This is a genomic window from Myxococcus llanfairpwllgwyngyllgogerychwyrndrobwllllantysiliogogogochensis (assembly GCF_006636215.1).
Taxonomy (GTDB): domain Bacteria; phylum Myxococcota; class Myxococcia; order Myxococcales; family Myxococcaceae; genus Myxococcus; species Myxococcus llanfairpwllgwyngyllgogerychwyrndrobwllllantysiliogogogochensis.
The window spans coordinates 29,807-49,812 of the sequence record NZ_VIFM01000009.1 but is presented as its reverse complement, the minus strand read 5'-3'; the positions used below and the strand labels follow the sequence as shown (position 1 = coordinate 49,812).

The following is a 20,006-nucleotide window of genomic DNA, read 5'->3' as shown; positions in this document are numbered from 1 at the left end:
AGCGCCTTCTGGGGCTGACAAGGCGGCCACCCCAGTTGTCCCTCTACGGACCCCGGAAACTTCCGGATGGCCCGGCGCGAGAATAACGCACCGCGCCCAACCGGCGAGGTTTGGGGAAAGCGCGACGCTCCGGGTAATGTGCCCCGCCGTTCTCTCCCCTCATTTTCGAGCGCGTCTTGTCCGAAGTCACCTTGAGCGGAATCAAGAAGTCGTTTGGCCCGAACCTCATCGTGAAGGGCGTGGACCTTCAGGTGGGACAGGGCGAGTTCCTGGTCATGGTGGGGCCGTCGGGTTGTGGAAAGACGACACTCCTGCGGCTCATCGCGGGGCTGGAGCAGGTGGACTCGGGCGAGGTGCGGATCGGCGGGGCGCGCGTCAACGACGTGCCCCCGAGGGATCGCGACGTGGCGATGGTGTTCCAGTCGTACGCGCTCTACCCGCACATGACGGTGCGGGAGAACCTGGCCTTCGGCCTGACGCTGAGGAAGTTCCCCCCGGCGGAGATCGCCTCCCGGGTGGCTGAAGTCGCGACGATGCTGGAGCTGGGCCACCTGCTGGAGCGCAAGCCCAAGGCGCTGTCGGGTGGACAACGTCAGCGGGTGGCCATGGGGCGAGCCATCGTCCGGCGCCCGAAGGTCTTCCTCTTCGACGAGCCCCTGTCCAACCTGGACACCGCCCTGCGGGTGCAGATGCGCGGGGAGCTGGCGCGGCTGCACCGCCGGCTGGGCGCGACGATGATCTACGTCACCCACGACCAGGTGGAGGCGATGACACTGGCCACCCGGGTGGCTGTCTTCAACGCGGGCGTGTTGCAGCAGGTGGGGCCGCCGTTGGAGCTCTACAACCGCCCGGCGAACCGCTTCGTCGCGGGCTTCCTCGGCTCGCCCGCGATGAACTTCCTGGAGGCCCGACGCGAAGGCGCGAACCTGGTGGGCAAGGGCTTCACGCTGCTGTCCCCCTCGGACCTCGCCCCGGGTGCGACGAACCTCCTGGTGGGCCTGCGGCCCCAGGACCTGCGCGTGGCGGCGCTGGGGCCCCTGACGGGCACGGTGGACGCGGTGGAGCGGCTGGGCTTCGACGGCTATGCCTTCGTCAGCACGGAGGCGGGCCTGGTGGCCGCGCGCTTCGACAAGGGCTCCCAGGTCTCGGTGGGGGACAGGGTGTCGCTGTCGCCGGTGGCGGACGCGCTGCACGTCTTCACCGAGGATGGGTCCGTGGCCCTTCGCCACCCGGTGGACCGCGAGTCGCTCGAGGTGGCGTCTTGAAGAGGCTGCTGGCGCTGGTGCTGCTCGCGACGGCGTGGAGCGCGCACGCGGCGGAGCCCCAGACCGCACCCCTCAAGCTGTGGCACGCGTACCGGGGTGGCGAAGAGGCCGCGCTCCTCCAGGCGACCACGCTCTTCACCGAGAAGACGGGCGTGCGGGTGGACATGCTCGCCCTGCCCTATGACGTCTACGCGGCCAAGCTGACCAACGCCATCCCCCACGGCGCGGGGCCCGACGTCTTCATCTTCAACCACGAGCGGCTGCGCAACTTCCAGGGACAGAACCTGCTGGCGCCCACGACGGCGACCCTCGTCCGGGCCGACTACTTCGCCAACACGGTGGAGGCGCTGGAGGTGGATGGCCAGGTGTACGGCTATCCGATGTCGCTCAAGTCGCTGGCGCTCTATGTGAATACGAAGCTGGTGCCGCGCCCGCCGACCACCACCGCGGAGCTGCTGGCGCTCCTGCCCACCCTGTCGAAGCCCGAGGAAGGGCGCTTCGGGCTGGCGTACGAGAGCGGCGACTTCTACTTCCACGCGCCGTTCCTCTTCGGCTTCGACGGGCCGCTCTTCGACGCCACGGGCCGCGCGAGCTTCGACACGCCGGGGATGGCGCGCTCGCTGGCCTTCGTGAAGCGGCTCCAGGACGAAGGGATGATGCCCCAGGAGGTTTCGGGCGCGCTGGTGAAGACGCTCTTCAACGACGGCCGCGTGGCGATGACCATCAGCGGCCCCTGGTTCACGGGAGAAATCGCGCCGTCCGTGCAGTTCCGCGTGGTGGCGCTGCCCACGGTGAGCGAGACGGGCACGCCGATGAGGCCCTTCCTCGGCGTGGAGGCGGCGTTCGTCTCCTCGCGCACGGAGCAGGCCGCGCGGGCGCACGAGCTGGCGCGCTTCCTGTCGCTGGGCGAGGCGTCGCGGGTGCGCACCACGGTGGGCCGGCAGATTCCGGCGGACGTGGCCGCGTACCAGCTCCAGGAAGTGAAGGACGACACGCTCATCTCCTCCTTCCGCGAGGCGGCGAAGGACGCCACGCCCATGCCCAACACGCTGGAGATGGCCCGCGTGTGGGAGCCGATGAAGCTGACGTTGCGCGCGGTGCTCCAGGGCGGAACGCGGCCCGAGGACGCGGGTGCGCTCGCTGACCGTCGCTACCGGGCCCTGCACCGGGAGCGCCCACCCGACGCCAGCCCCATGCCCTGGCTGGGTCTCGCCGGAGTGATGGTCCTGGGCGGAGGCACGGCGTGGGTGCTGCGGCGGCCGGCACAGAGCCAGACATTCCGTCAGCGCTATCCGGATGTGTCGCGCGCGGTGGCGTATGTCGCGCCCGCGGCGGCGGGTCTGCTGGTGCTGGTGTTCATCCCCTTCGTGGTGGGCCTGTCGCTGTCGCTGTTCCACCACGACGCGGGGCAGTACACCTTCGTGGGCCTGGCCAACTTCGTCGACATCCTGGCCAGCCGTGGCTACAGCATCACCGAGCCGCTCTCGTTCTACTTCACGCTCGCGGTGACGCTCCTGTGGGCGGTGGTGAACGTGGTGCTGCACGTGAGCATCGGCCTGGGGCTGGCGCTGGTGCTCAAGGACCCGCTGCTCAAGATGCGGGGGATTTACCGGGTGCTGCTCATCATCCCGTGGGCGGTGCCCAACTACATCACCGCGCTGATGTGGAAGGGGATGTTCCACCGGCAGTTCGGCGCCATCAACGGCCTGCTCGTCGCGCTGGACCTGGAGCCGGTGAGCTGGTTCACCCGCTTCTCCACGGCCTTCGCGGCCAACGTGGCGACCAACACGTGGCTGGGCTTCCCGTTCATGATGGTGGTGGCGCTGGGCGCGCTGCAGTCCATCCCCCCGGAGCTGTACGAGGCGGCGGAGGTGGACGGGGCGAGCAAGTGGACGCAGTTCCGGCGCATCACCCTGCCCCTGCTCAAGCCCGCGATGTTGCCCGCCGTCATCCTGGGCAGCGTGTGGACGTTCAACATGTTCAACATCATCTACCTGGTGTCCGGAGGCGAGCCGGGCGGCGCCACGGACATCCTGGTGTCGGAGGCGTTCCGCTGGGCCTTCCAGCGCAATGAGCAGTACGGCTTCGCGGCGGCGTACTCGGTCCTCATCTTCGTGGTGCTGATGGGCTGGTCCGTCTTCACCCGGCGCCTGATGAAGCCCGAGGAGGCGTCATGAAGAAGCCCTCCGGCTTGAAGATGGCCGTCATCCACATGGGGCTGAGCCTGATGTGCATGGTGACGCTCTACCCGGTGCTGTGGGTGGTGAAGATGGCGCTGTCGCCGTCGGACGGCCTGTCGCTCACCGCCAACCCGTTCCCGGACGCGGTGACGTTCGACCACTTCCGGGACGTGCTGCTCGGCTCGGATGCGCAGGGGCGCTGGGTGTTCGGCCGGCAGGTGCTGTCGAGCTTCATCGTCTCCGGCGCCACGACGGTGGTGGGGCTGACGCTCGCGGTGACGGCGGCCTATGCGCTGTCGCGCTTCAAGTTCCCGGGCAAGGAGGGCGGCATGCAGGCCCTGCTCGTCACCCAGATGTTCCCGGCGACGCTGATGCTGGTGCCCATCTACGGCATCCTCCAGAAGCTGCGGCTGCTCGACAGCCTCACCGGGCTGGTGCTGGTGTACGCCACCACCGCCCTGCCCTTCTGTATCTGGATGCTGAAGGGCTACTTCGACACGCTGCCGCGCGAGTTGGAGGAAGCGGCGGTGATGGACGGGGCCTCGCCCTTCCAGGTGTTCATCAAGGTGGTATTGCCGCTGGCCCGCCCCGCGCTGGCCGTGACGGCGCTGTTCTCCTTCATGACGGCGTGGAACGAGTTCGTCCTCGCCGCCACGTTGATCAATGACCCGACCCGCTTCACCCTGCCCGTCGCCCTCCAGCGGTACGTGGGCGAGTACAAGGTGGAATGGGGCAAGTTCGCCGCCTGCGCGTTGATTGTCTCCGCGCCGGTCATGGCGTTGTTCTTCGCTCTCCAGAAGCACCTCGTCGGCGGGTTGACCGCTGGCGGCGTCAAGGGGTGATGGCCGATGTCGTCGCGTTGTCCGCGGTCCCTTCTTCTCGTGTTGTCGTTGCTCGTCGTGGCCTGTGGTGATGACCCGGAGGGAAGCCAGCCCCCCTCGCTCACCCCGCCCACCGTGAGGGAAATCACCCCCACTGGTGGCCCCATCGCGGGCAACACGCTCATCAACGTCTATGGCTCCGGCTTCGAGCCGGGCGCGAAGCTCTACCTCGGCACCCAGGAAGCCCTGCGCGTCGTCGTGGTCAACGCCTTCCGCATCTACGGCTACTCCCCTTCCGCGAGCACCGCGCAGGTGGATGTGCGCGTGGTGAACCCGGACGGCGCCTATGGCGTGCTGGTGAAGGGCTTCCTCTACGAAGGCCCCCCGACGGCGAACATCGACCAGGCCGAAATCATCAACGGCAACACCGACGCCGTGAGCGGCGGGCAGCCGGTGGGCGTGCTGGTGCGAGGCGCCATCACCGTGGCCGGCCTCACCCGAGGCGTGGGTCAGGGCGGCGGCGTGCGCGCGCAGGTGGGCTTTGCTCCGGCGAACGGCGAGCTGCTCAAGACGGAGAGCTACACCTGGGAGGAGGCCACGTACGAGGGCGACTCCGACAGCGGTGAAGCGGACATCTACAAGGGCAACGTGCTGTTGCAGCCGGCCATCGGAGGAGAGAGCCGTGAGTGGGTCATCACCATCCGCTTCTCCATCGACGGCGGGAAGACGTGGGTGATGGCGGATGGCGATGGCACCGCCAACGGCGTGACGGAGGACATGCTGCGCCGCGTGTTCATCACCCGGCCGCGCGTGGACTACTGCAAGCTGGGTCCCGACGGGAACCGCGCCAACCCGGAGCTGTTCTACCGCCCCACGGACTCGACGCTGATCAAGGTGGCCGGCCAGGTGTACGCGGCGGGCATCACCCAGGGCGCCGGCGGGGGCTCGGGGCTGGTGGCGCAGCTGGGCATGGGGCCGGTGGACTCGGACCCTCGAAACTCCGCCGCGTGGACGTGGGTCCCCGCCGTCTACAAGGCCGAGCACGGCAACAACGACGAGTGGGAAGCGGACCTGCCCAACCCGGGCACGGTGGGCACGTACAAGCTCGCCTTCCGCTTCAGCATCAGTGAGAACGCATGGCGCGTGTGCGACGCGGACGGCGTCAACGACAGCGTCGAGGGCGAGCTGACCTTCAGCCTGGCGAAGCTGGGCACGCTCACCGTGGGCACCGAGGCGCCGAAGCCGCCCGTGAGCTGGTGCAAGATTGGCGAGGACCAGAAGGCCCCCGAGGTCATCAACTACCAGACCACGCAGACGTCGGGACTCAAGACGGTCTTCGCCCAGGTCCACATGCCGGGCGTGACGGACAAGGTGGGCGCGGGCCCGGGCATCTCCGGCCAGCTCGGCTGGGGGCCCGCGGGGGAGGACCCACGCACCTCGCCCTTGTGGAACTGGGCCACGCCGCTGGCCTGGGCCAAGGACAACTTCGAGGTCAACGATGAGTGGAAGGGCACGCTGCCCAACCCCGGCCTCAATGGCGACTACCGCTACGCGGTGCGCTTCAGCGCCAACGGCGGTCCCATCCGGGTCTGCGACGGCAACGGCGTGGATGACGGCGGCCAGGACTTCGAGCTCGCGCAGCTCGGCCAGCTCACGGTCGCGGGCGAAGTGGTGGTCCCCAAGGTCATCGGCTACTGCAAGCTGGGCCCGAACGGGAACGACACGCCGGAGACGGTGACGTACGCGACGGACGCGGTGGCCAACCGCAAGGTGGTGGCGCAGGTGTTCGTGCAGGGCGTGACGAGCGGCGCCGGCGCGGGCACCGGACTGGTGGGCCAGGTGGGCTGGGGGCCCGCGGCGGAGGACCCCGCCACGTCGGCGCAGTGGAACTGGACGACGACGGCTTCGTACAAGGACGAGGTCGGCAACAACGACCAGTTCGAGGCCACGCTGCCCAACCCGGGCACGCTGGGCAGCTATCGCTTCGCCTATCGCTTCAAGGTGAACGACGGTGCGTATCTGCTGTGCGACTCGGACGGCAACAGCGGCGGCCCCACGGGCTTCGACCCGACGAAGATGGGCACGCTCACCGTGAGCGCGGCGCAGGACATCTCCATCGGCTGGTGCAAGCTCGGCGGTGAGGCCATCGAGCCTCCGCCCAGCGAGGTGTACCGCGTGGGCCAGGCGACGAAGGAGATCTACGCCCAGGTCTACATGGAGGGTGTCACGCCGGGCACGGGCGCGGGCACGGGCATCCAGGGACAGGTGGGCTACGGCCCGGAGGCGGACGCGCCGGAGACGGCGAGCTGGCAGTGGACCTCCACGGGCGCGAGCTTCAACCGCGAGTCAGGCGGAGGCGGGAGCAACGACGAGTGGAAGGCCGCCCTGCCCAACCCGGGGACGGTGGGCCGCTACAAGTTCGCCATCCGCTTCAACGTGAATGGCGGCGCGTACCGCTACTGCGACGCGGACGGCCTCGGCAACGGCTTCACGCTCGCCCAGGCCGGTGGCCTGGAAGTGAAGCCCGTGGCCGTGGACGCGTGCCAGTTGGTGGGTCCGGCCACGTTGAGCGCGACGCCGGGCGGCGCCACGCAGGTGGTGCACGGCAAGGTGCTCGTGACGACGGTGACGGACGTCACCAGCGGCGCGGCGGGCGCGGGAATCACCTCGGAAGTGGGGTATGGCCCGGCGAGTTCGGACCCGGCGACGGGGACGGGCTGGAACTGGAAGGCCGCGAGCTTCTCGGGCGAGACGGACAGCGGAGCGCAGGACGCCTATGAGACGTCGCTGACGGCGCCCGCCACGGAGGGCACCTACGCGGTGGCCGTGCGCTTCCGGTATCAGACTGGGGCCTGGGCCTATTGCGACCGGGACGGCAGCGCCAACGGCTACCAGACGGCGCAGGCGTCGGTCCTGACGGTGGCCGTGGTGGTGCCGCCGCAGGTGGACTGGTGCCGCCTGGGCGGTGAGACGCAAGCCGCGCCCCCTGTCGAGGCCTACGCCATTGGTGAGGCGGCCTCGAAGGTCATCGCGGTCCAGGTGCACGAGGCGGGCGTGACGCCGGGCGCTGGCGCCGGTGCGGGCATCGTCGCGGAGCTGGGCTACGGGCCGGATGGCACCGCCCACACGAGCGGAGGCTGGCAGTGGACGGCCGCGACGCATGGCGCAGACACGGGCAACACCCAGAACGACGAGTACCGGGCCACCCTTCCCAACCCAGGCACGGCGGGCAGCTTCCGGTTCGCCTACCGCGTGAAGCTGGGCACGGGCCCCTACGTGTACTGCGACGCGGACGGCACGGATGACGACTTCGACATCGCGGACGCCGGCACGTTGACGGTGCAGGCGGCGGCCACGGGCGTCTGCCGGTTGCAGAGCGTGAGCGGGACGACGGTGGGCAGCGGCGATGCCGTCATGGTGACGGGCCGCGTGCGCATCCCCGGGGTCACCAACGGCCCCGGTGCGGGCACGGGGCTCCAGGTGCAGGTCGGCCTGGGCAACGCGGACGTGGACGCCTCCACCACCCCGGCGTCGTTCACCTGGAAGCCGGCGACGTACGCCGGAGAGGCCTCGGGTGAGGCGGACACGGACGAGTTCACCACGACCATCCATCCGGCCTACCAGGGCAGCCGTGCCGTGAGCCTTCGCTACACCACGGATGGTTCGACGTGGGCCTACTGCGACAAGGACGGCAGCGACGTGGGGGGCTACACCCAGGGCCAGCAGCATGCCCTCACGGTCAACAAGCACTCGGACATCGAGTACTGCAACCTGCAGTGGCCGTTCTCCGCGACACCCGGAACGACCATCTACGGGCAGGTGTACCAGGGGGGCGTCACGACCCAGGGGGGCCCTGGCCCGGGCCTCGTGGCCGAGCTCGGCCATGGCACCCTGCAGCAGGATCCCGGTGTCGCGGGCTGGACGTGGATCTCCGCGCCGTTCCTCAGTGAAGAGGGAGGGGGCAACAACGACCAGTTCTCCGCGACCCTCCCCTCGGGCGTGGCCGCGGGGGCGGCGTACACCTACCGCTACTCTCTGAACGGCGGCCCCTACTGCTACGGGGAACGGGAAGACCGCGGAGGCAACGGCAAGAACACCGACGGCTTCCTGGGCACCGACGTGGGCACCGTCGTCGCTCCCTAGGCCCCTAAGTCACCGGCCGCACGAGCGTTTTCACGCTCCGCGCGGCCGGTGACGGAAGATCCTGGGTCTTCGAAACAGGTGCTTGACAGTGGAGTGAGCCACTTATAAAAGCCCGCTCGTCGCAACGCGGAACACGCCTGCGGGCGGATAGCTCAGCGGCAGAGCGTCGCCCTTACAAGGCGAGGGTCACAGGTTCAATCCCTGTTCCGCCCAAGGTTGTGGGGAGTTAGTTCAGTTGGTTAGAACGCCGGCCTGTCACGCCGGAGGCCACGGGTTCAAGTCCCGTACTCCTCGCCAAGAGAAGGCCCCCAAGTCCAAAAGACTTGGGGGCTTTCGCTTTTTCAGGCCCTCGTATCGCCGCCGAACCGTTCGGCCCATTCACGGGCTGGATGCGACGAAGCCAGGCGTGGCGATGCCGCTCGCACCAATACAGGCCCTGATGTCGAACCCGATGAGGATGACCTCGGGTGACTCGGCCCACCGGCCCGCGAGACCTCACGCGGCGCGGGCACCGGCGACAACGAGGGTGTCCGTCGTGACGACTTCCCATCCATGAACACAGCGGAGGGCCGTCGAGCTACGCGAACAAGGCATGCCGGGCACGCCTCGGGCTCGTGCTGCGAAACACGCGGCGCGAGAGCGAGTGGGGAGACACGGGCCCGTCCTGCTCAGGCATGGCGCGACGAACCACTTCTACGCGACATGCGGAGGAGAGGTGCTCTTCGCGATTTACAATCATGAAGGCGGCGCTCGTCTCCTGGAGAGGCTTTGGAGCAAGTGTCCCTCCGCCCCGAGGAGTTGGATTCACGGATGGTCGAACAACCTGAGCCGTGCTACGCCGGGCTCTACATGCCCAGAGCCCGTCGCGTCACCCCCTCCCCCCGAACCCCTCGCTCTCTTCCCGCGCGCGGCGCTTCCTCGGCGACGCCGTCACTGGATGAGGCCTTCCAAGCCATCGTGCACGGCGCCGTGCAGGAGTCGTTCGCCCCGCTGATGACGGCCATGCGCCGCCTGTCCGAGCGACTGAGCGGCCAGCCCTACTCCGCCCCGCCCGTACAGCAGCGCAAGGCTCCCGCGCCGCAGCCGCCTCCCCAGGTGCAGGCCGTCGTCGAGCAGCCCGTCGCCTGCGCGGTCATCGGTTGTCGACAGCCCGTCCGCACGCTCGGCTACTGCTCGGCGCACTACCAGAAGCGTCGGCAGATGGTGGCCACCGGTCGGCTCCATGCCGCCTGGATTGAGCACGCCGCGCCCCACTCCATTCCGGATGTCATCCTGTCTCGCCGTCGTCGCTCGGATAGCTCGGCGGCGACCCCCGCGAGCACCGCGACTCCCGCTCCGAGCGGTCCCCGCGTGTGGGTCCGCAAGAAGGGGCAGACGCAGTCCGTGGGTCCCCAGGGTGAAGAGGGCCCTTCCGCGCCGTCCATCCTCCCCACCCTCCGCCCGGCCGAGGGCGCCGACGCGGCGGACACCGTGAAGCGTTGGGCCGCGGAGTTCCTCGCGACCAAGCGTCGCAGCTGAAGACTGTCTCAGGACCCCGCGCTGCACCCGGGCAGACGTCCCGCTCCTCGCGAGTCGGGACCCCCGAGGGGAGCGCGGGGTTCATCCCCGCGTGACACACGACAGGGATGAGCCTGTTTACTCCCCCCGGGTTTGAAGCCGGCCGCGCCTGAGAGCCTTTGCGCTCAGTGGCAGGTCCAGGACTCCTCGGTCCAGTCCCCACAGACACTCTTGCGACACAGCGTGTAGTTGCACGTGTCGCCCATATAGCCACAACACGCCACGTCCGCGTCGCTGGTGCCAGAACAGTGCACCCGATTGGCCGACTTGTACGTCTCGGGCGACTCGTTATCACCACACGACTCGCCGTCGTCACCACCACAACCCACCAACAATGGAACCGCGATGAGCATGCACAGAAGGGTACGCATGTTTCACAGAGGAACATGAGGCACACATCCAGGGCCACGGAACCCGAGTGAAACATCCACCCTGTCTCATGTATCAATCACCAGGAAAGTGTTTCTCGCGGCCCGAGAGCGCGGTGTTCATCTCGTCTGGATTTCCAGAACACCGCGCAAACATTCGCCTCGCTCAGTAGCGAGCCTGGAGCATCACCGTCGCTCCGAAGGTGCTCGCATCCTTGAAGACAGGCACCGCCACGCCGGTCACGTCGTCGGTGAACTCCACCTTGTTCGGGTCATTCGCGTAGGAGACCTCCGCCACGACGCCCGCCAGCGAGCCCAGGTCCCACCGGGTCGTGGCCTTCAACGTCAGTACCGTCATCCGGTCCTCGCCTGCCGGGAGGACGCTTATCTGATTGGGCCCTCGGAGCAGCAGGTGATTGGACTGGCTCGGCCCCAGGAGTCCCCCTGCATTGAGCACCGCGGGCAGCGTGAGCCGGGCAAGGAATCCTGGCGTCAGGCCCCAGCGCTCGAGGTGGTAGTCGGCGCCCAGCGAACCCGTGACTTCCGCCCGGGGCTTCGCGGAGCGACGAAAGGCCTCGTTCGGGAAGACCCACGGAGCGTCCAGTTGAATGAAGCTCGGAGTCCGGTAATAGGCCAGTCCGTACACCCGCAGGAAGTCGTGCCGCACCCGAACCTCCAGGGCCGCGGCGCTGGCGCTCTGGGTACGACGCCGCTGAGCCGGCCACACCTCCGGATCCAGGAGGTCCTGCGACACCAGGCTGCCTTCCAGGGAGACCGAGGCGGCGAACCCGGCGGAATACGTCCCGGCCGTGAAGAACCGTTCAAAGAAGACAGGGTCGCCTCGATAGAGCGACAGGTCCACGTTGCTCCCGATGGGCTCGCCGTGGTGCCACAAGGCCCGAAGTGAGGCTCCCCTCATGGTCATGGGAAGCTCCGCCCCGCTCGCCGCGGCGGTCGGATTCTCCCCCTGGTTCCAGGACATGCCCTTCAGCTCCACCTGGAGTTGGGGCGACACGTCCACGAAGCCACCCGCGAGCAGCGCGTAGTAGCGCCCCGAGTCCCCCAGCACCTCGTTGACGACCGCGGATTTGAGGGCCGCGAACACGCCCCACTGCCGCCGCGCGAGCCGCAACTCCAGTGCCGGCTCGTTCCCCGGGCGGCGCGGGAAGGCCTCCCGCCCCCACGTCACGGGGTACGTCGAGCCCAGGTACAGCCGGATGGAGCTCAGCGGATAGACCCCCAGCGCCAGGCCTTCATCGGCGGCCCAACTGGAAGGCCGGTAGCGCAGGCGGAAGGCACTGCCATTGTCCACGAAGATGGCCCCCCGACTGGCACCACTCGACGAGAGGAAGAACGACAGCGCCGCCTCGGCGCGCAGGCCCGAGGTCAGCTCGGGCGTGTGTGCGTCCAGCGCCGCGTTCCACAGGGTGGCCGAGCCCGCGGTGTCGACATCCTCGTCACCCGCGAGAAAGGAGAGTCGCGCCTGGAAGGGCCGCTCCGCCGGGGGTGATTCGGGAGCCTGCCCCAGGGTGAAAAACAACGACAAAGACAAGAGCACAGGAGACATGGGGCGCCGCGTCTATCATGACTCCCCGCCCATCGCGCCTTCCCTGTGTCACTGCTTGGAGTGCCAACGGCGGCCGCGCCACCTTCCCCTTCTGTCCGCGGTGCGGAACCACCCTGTCCTGGGAGTTCGACGGCCTCCCGGAGTTCCTCGCCATCGCCGTGGGCCCTGCCCACCCCCCTGGAGCTTGAACACCTCGCATGACATTCCGCCCCGCGAAACAATGACAACCATGTTTCGCGTCGCGGAACAAAACGAGGAAAAACCTAACAGTACGAAAAATCAGATAGACTAGGAGACATCCTCGGAGTCTTAATCGTGAGAACGGGGCCGCCTGTGAATGCAGCGTCGGCTCACGTCGGTCCGGGTGCCTCATGCCCCGGGCATGAAGTCCCACGTCACCCACGAGGAGAAGTCATGAATCAGAGAGAGCTGACCTTCCGTCTCGGATTGCTCCTGACCCTGGCCTGGACGACCACCGCAGGAGCGCAGTCCCTGAGCAGCTTCACGGCGACATACCGGGGCGGCGGCACGTCGCTGTGCAGCTCCACGTACAACCTGCGCGGCCAGGAGCCGTCGGCCTCGGGCAAGTATCCGGTGTTCATCTACACGGTGGGCACCACGGAGCCGTACGAGCACTCCTCGGCGCTGGCCGCCGTGGAGGAGATGGCGTCGCGCGGCTATGTCGCCGCCACCGTGGAATACGACAACGCGACGTTCGGCTCCTGCTCCTCGATGACCGCCCGCTCCAAGTGCATCTACGACGGCAGCCGGGCCACCAGCGCCGTCGGCACGCTGTGTGCTCGCGCCAAGGCGGACTGCTCCAAGGGCATCGTCGTGGCGGGCTTCAGCCAGGGCTCCATCATGGCCATCCTCGCCAAGAACCATGACTCGCGAGTCCAGGCCGCGTACGGACTGGGCGCCGGCGTCCAATACTCCATCTACAACCTGCGCTCCTGCGTGGCCAATGGCAACCGGACGCTGCCGAGCAGCCGCCTGCGCATCGTGAACGGCGAGCAGGACATCTTCGTCGGCCCCACCGAGTCCTCCGTCCGCTCTCAAAACACGGAAACGACGGGCCAGTCCTGCCCCCTGGCGACGTCCTGCTTCGCGAGCAACAACAGCGGCTGGTACATCATCAAGGACATCCAGCTCGGCGACCTCAACGCGGACCACTGCTACATGCGCTCGGGAGGCTGCACCGGGCTCTTCCTCGACTCGACCTGGCGCACCGGCTCCGCGCCCTGGTCGCTGCGGACCAACCTGGACTGGCTGAAACAGTTCACCACGCCGTAGTTGACGCCTGGCGCCAGCCTCCGGGCACTTGCGTGAGGCTGGCGCGACGACGGACAGCGAACACTCCGGCGCCGGGAATGCTCGGGACGTGTTGAGTATCCGCACGGACGCCGAGCATTTTCCCCAGCCGGGTGAGGTGCGCGTGTTTGCGTCGCGCCATGACCACTTCGAGCATCCTCATCCTGGGCGCGAGCGGGACCACCGGACGACGCGTCACCCGGCTCCTCCAATCACAAGGTCACTCGGTAAGGGCCGCGTCGAGACACGCGGACGTGCGCTTCGACTGGAAGGACCCCGGCACCTGGGAACAGGCCGTGGGCCCGGCGTCGCGCATGTACCTCATGGCGCCTCACGAGCAGCCCATCGACCCCGCCTTCGTGTCCCTGGCCGTGTCCAAGGGCATCCGCCGCATCGTCCTGCTGTCGAGTCAGGGCATCGAAATCATGGGAGACGAGCGCCTCATGTCCGCTGAGCGCCTGGTGCGCGGCGCGGGCGTGGACTGGACCCTCGTCCGCCCGGACTGGTTCAACCAGAACTTCGACGAGGGCTTCTTCAAGCCCGCGGTCCTCGCCGGACGCATCACCCTCCCCGTCGGGGACACGAAGCAGGCCTTCGTCGACGCCGACGACATCGCCGCAGTGGTGGCCGTGGCGCTGACGAAGGACGGCCACGAAGGCCAGAGCTACGACGTGAGCGGACCTCGCGCGCTGAGCTTCGGCGAAGCCGCGGCCATCATCGGCCGCGCCGCCGGACGACAGGTGAGCTTCGCCGGAGACGCCGACACCTATCTCTCCGAGCAGCGGGCCCTGGGCCGACCCGACGAGGCCATCCAGGGCGAAATCAAGGCGTATGGCGCCCTGCTCAAGAGAGGCGACGCCACGCCCACCGACACCGTGCGCGCCGTCACCGGCCACGCGCCCAAGTCCTTCGAGACCTACGCCGCGCACGCCGCGGCCTCGGGCGCATGGAAGTGAGTTCGGCCCGCGCGAAGCGCCAGTCCCCTTGACAATCATGCGGACCAATCGCACGATTCAATCAGACGATTGACCCATCCTCGGAAGGCACGGGACACCCCGTGGCCTTCCCGGTTTCGTACGTGTTTCTGCACGAGGCTCTCGGTGTGCCCGCGGTTCGCCGGGCACGCGCGAGACCTGACGCCCGGCCTTGCCCTCTCGTGCTTCAGGCGCGCGGCCCTTCGTCTGTCTTCAGCAGACCTGGCCCTCTCGGTGTCTGTGATTTGAAGACCGCGATGACAGAAATAAAGACCCGCGGTGTTCGAGCCTTCAATCCCTCATCAGGAGGCAGCACACCATGGGTTTCACCCTGAATCGCCGTTCCCTGCTCCACGCGAGCCTGGGTCTCACCGGAGGTCTCGCGCTCATGCGCGCGCCATCCTCACTCGCGGCACCATCACCCGGCGCGGCCCCGGCCCCCGGCGCCCAGGAGCCCTCGCGGCCCTGGTATGAGCTGGGATTGCTGTCGGACCCCGTCATGGAGAACCAGCTCCTGCATTTCCTGGCCGCGACGTACAGCGCCCAGGCGGATATCGGAGAGGTGCTGGACACCGCGAGCCGCATCCACCCCGAGGACGAATGGAGCTGGCCCACCGAGTGGGTCAGCACGGCGGACCGCCTGAGGGCCATGGGGGATGCGAGCCTCGCCCGCCACCACTCCCGCAGCGCGGGCCACGCCTACCTGCGCGCGGCCAATTACTACCGCGCCGCGCTGATTCACCACCCGGAGCCGGGCCACCCCAGCGTGCTGGCCACGGGGCGGAAGTCCGTGGACGCCTACGACAAGGCGCTGACGCTGCTGCGGATTCCGGCGACTCCCGTGCGGATTCCCTACGAGAACACCACCCTCCCTGGCTACTTCTTCCGCGCCCCCCATACGCGGGGGCCCGCGCCGCTGCTCATCTTCCAGCAGGGACGCGACGCGTGGCCGGAGGAGTCCAAGTATGTGATTGATGCCGCCCTGGAGCGGGGCTACCACTGCCTCATCGTCCATGCACCAGGACAGGGCATGGCCATCCGGGAGCAGCACCTGCCGTTCCGTCCCGACTGGGAGAAGGTCATCACCCCCGTCATCAACTTCGCCGTGCGCATCTCCGGCGTGGACTCCCGGAGGCTCGCGCTGCTGGGCTGGAGCATGGGCGGAGCGCTGGTGCCACGCGCGGCGGCGTTCGAGCGGCGCCTCAAGATTCTCATCCCCAACCCGGGCGTCCTCAACTGGGGCCAGTCGCAGTTCGACCAGTTCAACGGCTACTTCCCTGAAATCATGAAGCTGCTCGACACGGACCCGGCGGCGTTCGACGCGGCGCTCTACGAGCTCATGTCGCAGGTGTTCCTGTACCGCTGGTACATGCGCGACGCCATGTCCAAGCACGGCGCCAGCTCACCGTCGGACCTGCTCTTCAAGCTGCGGGAGTTCAACAACGAGCCCGTCGTCCACCGCATCCGCTGCCGCACGCTCATCATGGACGGCACCGCGGAGGCGTACTCGGGGGGACAGGCGAAGCAGCTCTACGACGCGCTGACGTGCCCCAAGGACTACCTGCTCTTCACGGAGGAGGACACCGGACTGTTGCACTGCCAGGAGGGCGCTCAGGCCGTCGCCAATCACCGCATGTTCGACTGGCTCGACGAGTACATCTGAGGCCGCGTCCCAGACAGCGGAACGTCGGGCCGGTGAGTCCCGGCCCGACGTCTCACACCTGACGACTAGAAGCGGTACTGCGCGCGGACGCCGCCGTAGATGAAGCCGTGGATCTTCTTCGTCTCCAGGTCCTCGGTCTCATCGAGTTCGTCGCTGCCAGGGATTTCCACGCTCGAATCGACGGACAGCGAGGTGGAGGAGTACTGGCCCGCGGTGACGGTGGCGAACGGACCCACCGAGAACTTCGGGGAGATGCGGTAGTCGAGCCCCACCTGGGCGGCGACGAACTCGAAGCCCTTCACGGAGGCCTTGGCGGTGATGGACTCGCCATCCTGCTCGCCCTTGACGGCCGTGTTGAGGAACTCATAGCCGACACCCACGCTCACCCAGGGGTCGATCTTGGGCGTGACGTTGAAGTGATAGGCCACGTTGACGCCCAGGCGGAGCTGGCTCGCGCTGCAGCTCACGCTGACAGCGCCCTGGTCCTCGCAATTGGCATTCTCGTCATTGAAGCTCGCGATGCCGTACTGGAAGGTCGCGCCCAGGTATACGTTGGGGTTGAAGAAGTAACCGGCCTCCAACTGAATCGGGATGACGCCCGTGACCAGGTCACTCACCTTGTTGGTATCGTCGTCGTCCGCTTGAACCGAGCCCAGCTCGCCGTAGGGCGCGCCGTACCCCAAGCTCAGTCCCAGCGCGAAGCCCTTGCCGCCCCCAGAGTCGTCCGCCGCCGACTCCTCGCTGGAATAACCTTCCTCGGAGTAACCCTCCTGAGCGGAGTCATCCTGCATCTGGAAGGTCTCGCCAGCCAGGGCCGGAGAAGCAACGAGCGCAAAGGACAGAGAGCACAGCATCATCTGGGTGCGGCTTTTCATGACGAGGGTCCCGAAAAGAAGTGGTGAGAAGTTGAGCCCCACACCCTCAAGGTGTCGGACGCGCATTAAGACGCACGTCCTCGTCACATATTTAAAGTAACAAGGCCACAAAAGTGCTGGGTTCCAGGTGACCCGGCCCCTCCTGAGCCCCGTCCAGTGCGCTCCCGGACGGTGCGGCCCTCAGGGGACGACGAAGTTCTTCCAGCCGCGCAGATAGTCGACGAAGCCCGCTGACGCGCCCTCCGCGCGCAACACGGCTCCAGGGAAGGGTGGGCGTTGGATGGCATCGCCCCGCCGGACGCGCTCGGGCCAGTCGTGGTTGGCGATGGCGGAGCGGCCGAGGGCCACTGCGTCCGCGCCGAGCGCCAGTTGCGCCTCGGCGTCCTCCTTCGTCCAGATGGCGCCCGCCACGACAATCTTCACCCGCGAGGGCACCGCCGCGCGGAAGAGCGCCGTCGCGTGCTCCTGGGGCCGCTTGTTCGTGTTGAGCGCCGAGCGCCAGAGCGACAGGTGGAGGACGTCCATGCCTCCGTCCGCGAGCATCCGCGCGACCTCCAGCGTCTCGTCCAGGTCCAGGCCCTTGGCCTGCCCGAAGTCCTCGGGCGACAGCCGGACCGCGAGCACGCGCTCGGGCACCGCGCGCCGGACGGCGGCCACCGTCTCGCGGATGAGTCGCGAGCGATTCTCCAGAGAGCCGCCCCAGCGGTCCTCACGTCGGTTGTAGACGGTGCTCAGGAACTGCGACAGCAGATAGCCATGCGCGCCGTGGAGTTCCACGCCGTCGAAGCCCGCCTGGGCGCAGCGGCTCGCCGCGTTCGCGAAGGCACGGATGGCGCCCTGGATGTCCTCTTCGGTTCCCTCCCGGCACCGGTCCGCCGCGTCGGTGTGCGCGCTCGCGCTCCAGCGCTCCAGCCCGCTGACGGCGGGGTCCGCGCGCAGTCCTCCGTGGAAGAGCTGCGCGGACAGGAGCGCGCCCCCTTGGTGGATCCGCGCGGCCAGGCGGCGCAGGCCCGGCAACATCGCATCGTCGTGAACTCCCAGCTCGCCCGGCCATGCCTTGCCGTCCTGCTCCACATGCGCCGCGCACGTCTCCACCAGCCCGAAGCCTCCGTCCGCGCGCAGGGACAGGAAGTGGAGTTCAGCATCCGACAGCGTGCCATCGGCGTGGCTCTGCTGGTTCGTGAGCGGCGCGAGCCAGATTCGGTTGCGCGCGACGACATTCTCACGGAGTTCCAGGGGGTCGAACAGTCCTGCCATGTGGTGCATCTCCCACGTGTGGGCCAGAGGAGGCTGGGCCCTCGGATGCCTGGAGCGCGGGGCCGTCGCTTCCCTCACGATGATTTTCGCATGCCAGCAGGCCAGCGACCCGACCGGGCAGGCAAGTGCCCTCCCATGCCGGCTGCGGGGGGCGGCGTCGTGGACAGATTTCGAGGGATGGAGAACTCGACCTCGCCGGGTGCCCCAGGCAAGGGGCCCCGCTCATTTCTGTCGAACAACAGTCTCTCCCTCGTCCTTCTCGCCGCCTTCCTCCTGTGCTGGGTGGGACAGGCCATCTCCGGCTTCCTCCACCACAACGAGGAGCAGCGGGAGCATGGCCAGCCACCCCTGACGTTCGGAAGGTATCTGCGCTCGGGCGATTTCCTGGAGGCCACCTTCGAGAACTGGGAGAGCGAGTTCTTCCAGATGGGGGCCTTCGTCATCCTCGCGGCCTTCCTCCATCAGCGCGGCTCCGGCGAGTCCAAGGACCCCGACGCCCACAAGGCAGAGGAGGACAAGGACCTGGAGCCGACACCGGACGCGCCTCGCGTGGTCCATCGTGGCGGACTGGCCCTCAAGCTCTACAGCCACTCCTTGTCCCTGGCCCTGCTCGCGTTGTTCGTCGTCTGCTTTGGACTGCATGCCGTCACCGGGGCCGCGGCCCGGAACGAGGAGGCCCAACTGCACGGAGAGGCCGCCGTGACGGTCCTCCAGTACATGGCCTCCTCGCAGTTCTGGTTCGAGTCCTTCCAGAACTGGCAGAGCGAGTTCCTCTCCGTCGCCGCCCTCGTCCTGCTGTCCGTCTGGTTGCGTGAGAAAGGCAGCCCCGAGTCCAAGCCCGTCAACGCCCCCCACTCCCGGACCGGGAAATAGTATCTCGCGATTCTATTGTATCGGAGAAACCGGAGTGGCGCTGTTCACGACGCGGCATCCCGGGGTGCTTCGAGCCGCCTTCGAAGCTCGTCCGTGCTCACCGCGGGCGTTCCGTCCCTGCCCACGAGCATCGTCCCCTCCGTGGGCGAATAGAGCGCCGGGCGTGAGTACAGGGTGCGCAAGGCGTGGATGTGGGGGAAGACGGCGGAGGCTCCCGGATGGAGTTCCCGCAGTCGCTGGCGCAACAGCGGTGCGAAGCGCGGGCTCATGGCCGGGAAGATGTGGTGCTCCTGGTGATAGCTGAAGTTGAGATGGGCCCAGTTCATCACCGGGTGCGTCTCCACGCTGGCGGTGTTCACGAAGGGGTTGTCACGGTCCTCTGACGCCGGCAGCAGCCAGTGGTTGGTGGCGATGTAGATCATCAGCGTGACGTTGGCGACGATGAGGGGAATGACGAGCGCGAACAGCGCCCCTCGCGGCCCCATGGCCCAGCCCAGCGCGAACCAACCCCCTGTCACGAGCACCGTGAGGAGCCGCTCCTTCGTGCGATTCATGCGCACGTGCTGGAGCTGGGGCTGGTTGATGTGGTGCCACAGGAACGCCTGTCCCTGCGCGGTGAAGAACAGGCCGAAGCTGACGTAGCTGACCCAGGTGCCCGAGCCCGGCGAAATCGCGTGGAACAGGCGCGCGAACCGCTGGGTGTCCAGGTCCTGCTGACGCGGGAGGATGTCCGGATCCCTCTGGTGGATGTTCGCGGCGCTGTGGTGCGCCTGGACGTGCCAGGCGCGCCAGTTGCCGGGCGTGACGAGGAACGGGCTGAAGCCCGCCCACCCGAGCACCTCCTCCCAGCGCCGGCTGCGAAAGACAGCGTGGTGCAGCGCCTCGTGCGCGGCCAGCCCCACGGTGGTGACCATCTGCCCGAGCAGGAACGAGAGCGGCAGACAGAGCCACCAGGGCAGGCCGCCCCAGCCCAACAGCCCCATCAGGGCCATCATCACCGGCACCAGCGCCAGTGCGATGACGCCCCGGTGGGGCTGTGGCTCGAAGGACTCGGGAGGCATCACCCGGCGAAGCTCCGCGCGGAGCGGCTTGGGGTCATCGATGGGCAGGGTCGCCGTCGAAAGTGCGGTGGAATGCATTGTGTTCACCCGA

General features: G+C 68.0%; 14 protein-coding genes and 2 tRNA genes. 11 read left to right on the top strand and 5 right to left on the bottom strand.

Annotation, left to right across the window (positions count from 1 at the left end):
• Window positions 1–176: 176 nt before the first annotated feature.
• The 7 genes from FJV41_RS03905 to FJV41_RS53455 all read left to right on the top strand — a co-directional run bounded on the left by FJV41_RS03905 (window position 177) and on the right by FJV41_RS53455 (window position 9,927).
• Window positions 177–1,265: an ABC transporter ATP-binding protein gene (locus FJV41_RS03905; RefSeq protein WP_141641040.1), complete on the top strand. Its 1,089-nt coding sequence runs from the start codon at window positions 177–179 to the stop codon at window positions 1,263–1,265.
• Complete coding sequence (locus tag FJV41_RS03900; RefSeq protein WP_141641039.1) at window positions 1,262–3,442, top strand: extracellular solute-binding protein; 2,181 nt, start codon at window positions 1,262–1,264, stop codon at window positions 3,440–3,442. The genes FJV41_RS03905 and FJV41_RS03900 overlap by 4 nt, the downstream gene beginning before the upstream one ends.
• Window positions 3,439–4,287 carry a sugar ABC transporter permease gene (locus FJV41_RS03895; RefSeq protein WP_141641038.1) on the top strand — a complete coding sequence of 283 codons (849 nt, stop codon included), beginning with the start codon at window positions 3,439–3,441 and terminating at the stop codon, window positions 4,285–4,287. The genes FJV41_RS03900 and FJV41_RS03895 overlap by 4 nt, the downstream gene beginning before the upstream one ends.
• A gap of 6 nt (window positions 4,288–4,293) precedes the next feature.
• Window positions 4,294–8,409 (top strand): IPT/TIG domain-containing protein, encoded by a 4,116-nt coding sequence (locus FJV41_RS03890; RefSeq protein WP_246136975.1) that lies wholly within the window; start codon window positions 4,294–4,296, stop codon window positions 8,407–8,409.
• A gap of 141 nt (window positions 8,410–8,550) precedes the next feature.
• Window positions 8,551–8,622 (top strand) — tRNA-Val (locus tag FJV41_RS03885).
• Window positions 8,623–8,629: 7 nt separating this feature from the next.
• Window positions 8,630–8,706 (top strand) — tRNA-Asp (locus FJV41_RS03880).
• 513 nt (window positions 8,707–9,219) lie between these two features.
• Complete coding sequence (locus FJV41_RS53455) at window positions 9,220–9,927, top strand: cell wall protein (RefSeq protein ID WP_246136974.1); 708 nt, start codon at window positions 9,220–9,222, stop codon at window positions 9,925–9,927.
• Window positions 9,928–10,091: 164 nt separating this feature from the next.
• Here the strand turns inward: FJV41_RS53455 and FJV41_RS03870 are convergent, their stop codons facing one another.
• Together FJV41_RS03870 and FJV41_RS03865 are read right to left on the bottom strand one after the other, a co-directional pair.
• A complete protein-coding gene (locus tag FJV41_RS03870; RefSeq protein ID WP_141641037.1) occupies window positions 10,092–10,337 on the bottom strand; it encodes a hypothetical protein in 246 nt (81 codons plus the stop codon).
• Window positions 10,338–10,500: 163 nt separating this feature from the next.
• Window positions 10,501–11,901, bottom strand: coding sequence for a hypothetical protein (locus FJV41_RS03865; protein WP_141641036.1), 1,401 nt, complete (start codon window positions 11,899–11,901; stop codon window positions 10,501–10,503).
• A gap of 414 nt (window positions 11,902–12,315) precedes the next feature.
• Here FJV41_RS03865 and FJV41_RS03860 point away from each other — a divergent pair, with 414 nt between their 5' ends.
• The 3 genes from FJV41_RS03860 to FJV41_RS03850 all read left to right on the top strand — a co-directional run bounded on the left by FJV41_RS03860 (window position 12,316) and on the right by FJV41_RS03850 (window position 15,849).
• Complete coding sequence (locus FJV41_RS03860; RefSeq protein ID WP_141641035.1) at window positions 12,316–13,194, top strand: alpha/beta hydrolase family protein; 879 nt, start codon at window positions 12,316–12,318, stop codon at window positions 13,192–13,194.
• A 158-nt stretch (window positions 13,195–13,352) separates the two neighbouring features.
• Complete coding sequence (locus FJV41_RS03855) at window positions 13,353–14,168, top strand: SDR family oxidoreductase (protein WP_141641034.1); 816 nt, start codon at window positions 13,353–13,355, stop codon at window positions 14,166–14,168.
• 337 nt (window positions 14,169–14,505) lie between these two features.
• Window positions 14,506–15,849 (top strand): alpha/beta hydrolase family protein, encoded by a 1,344-nt coding sequence (locus FJV41_RS03850; protein ID WP_141641033.1) that lies wholly within the window; start codon window positions 14,506–14,508, stop codon window positions 15,847–15,849.
• Between the two features lie 65 nt (window positions 15,850–15,914).
• Here the strand turns inward: FJV41_RS03850 and FJV41_RS03845 are convergent, their stop codons facing one another.
• Window positions 15,915–16,724 (bottom strand): outer membrane beta-barrel protein, encoded by an 810-nt coding sequence (locus FJV41_RS03845; RefSeq protein ID WP_181790366.1) that lies wholly within the window; start codon window positions 16,722–16,724, stop codon window positions 15,915–15,917.
• 180 nt (window positions 16,725–16,904) lie between these two features.
• A complete protein-coding gene (locus FJV41_RS03840) occupies window positions 16,905–17,981 on the bottom strand; it encodes an NADH:flavin oxidoreductase (RefSeq protein WP_141641031.1) in 1,077 nt (358 codons plus the stop codon).
• A 177-nt stretch (window positions 17,982–18,158) separates the two neighbouring features.
• On the opposite strand from FJV41_RS03840, the gene FJV41_RS03835 reads away from it, so the two are divergent.
• Window positions 18,159–18,854, top strand: coding sequence for a DUF6766 family protein (locus FJV41_RS03835; RefSeq protein ID WP_141641030.1), 696 nt, complete (start codon window positions 18,159–18,161; stop codon window positions 18,852–18,854).
• 44 nt (window positions 18,855–18,898) lie between these two features.
• Here the strand turns inward: FJV41_RS03835 and FJV41_RS03830 are convergent, their stop codons facing one another.
• Complete coding sequence (locus tag FJV41_RS03830) at window positions 18,899–19,993, bottom strand: fatty acid desaturase family protein (RefSeq protein WP_141641029.1); 1,095 nt, start codon at window positions 19,991–19,993, stop codon at window positions 18,899–18,901.
• Between the last annotated feature and the right edge of the window lie 13 nt (window positions 19,994–20,006).

Excerpts from the sequence above, each read along its gene's own strand:
- FJV41_RS03890 (WP_246136975.1), top strand. The coding sequence starts at position 4,294 with ATGTCGTCGCGTTGTCCGCGGTCCCTTCTTCTCGTGTTGTCGTTGCTC.
- FJV41_RS03840 (WP_141641031.1), bottom strand. The coding sequence starts at position 17,981 with ATGGCAGGACTGTTCGACCCCCTGGAACTCCGTGAGAATGTCGTCGCG.
- FJV41_RS03860 (WP_141641035.1), top strand. The coding sequence starts at position 12,316 with ATGAATCAGAGAGAGCTGACCTTCCGTCTCGGATTGCTCCTGACCCTG.
- FJV41_RS03865 (WP_141641036.1), bottom strand. The coding sequence starts at position 11,901 with ATGTCTCCTGTGCTCTTGTCTTTGTCGTTGTTTTTCACCCTGGGGCAG.
- FJV41_RS03835 (WP_141641030.1), top strand. The coding sequence starts at position 18,159 with ATGGAGAACTCGACCTCGCCGGGTGCCCCAGGCAAGGGGCCCCGCTCA.
- FJV41_RS03830 (WP_141641029.1), bottom strand. The coding sequence starts at position 19,993 with ATGCATTCCACCGCACTTTCGACGGCGACCCTGCCCATCGATGACCCC.
- FJV41_RS03870 (WP_141641037.1), bottom strand. The coding sequence starts at position 10,337 with ATGCGTACCCTTCTGTGCATGCTCATCGCGGTTCCATTGTTGGTGGGT.
- FJV41_RS53455 (WP_246136974.1), top strand. The coding sequence starts at position 9,220 with ATGGTCGAACAACCTGAGCCGTGCTACGCCGGGCTCTACATGCCCAGA.
- FJV41_RS03855 (WP_141641034.1), top strand. The coding sequence starts at position 13,353 with ATGACCACTTCGAGCATCCTCATCCTGGGCGCGAGCGGGACCACCGGA.
- FJV41_RS03850 (WP_141641033.1), top strand. The coding sequence starts at position 14,506 with ATGGGTTTCACCCTGAATCGCCGTTCCCTGCTCCACGCGAGCCTGGGT.
- FJV41_RS03895 (WP_141641038.1), top strand. The coding sequence starts at position 3,439 with ATGAAGAAGCCCTCCGGCTTGAAGATGGCCGTCATCCACATGGGGCTG.
- FJV41_RS03845 (WP_181790366.1), bottom strand. The coding sequence starts at position 16,724 with ATGAAAAGCCGCACCCAGATGATGCTGTGCTCTCTGTCCTTTGCGCTC.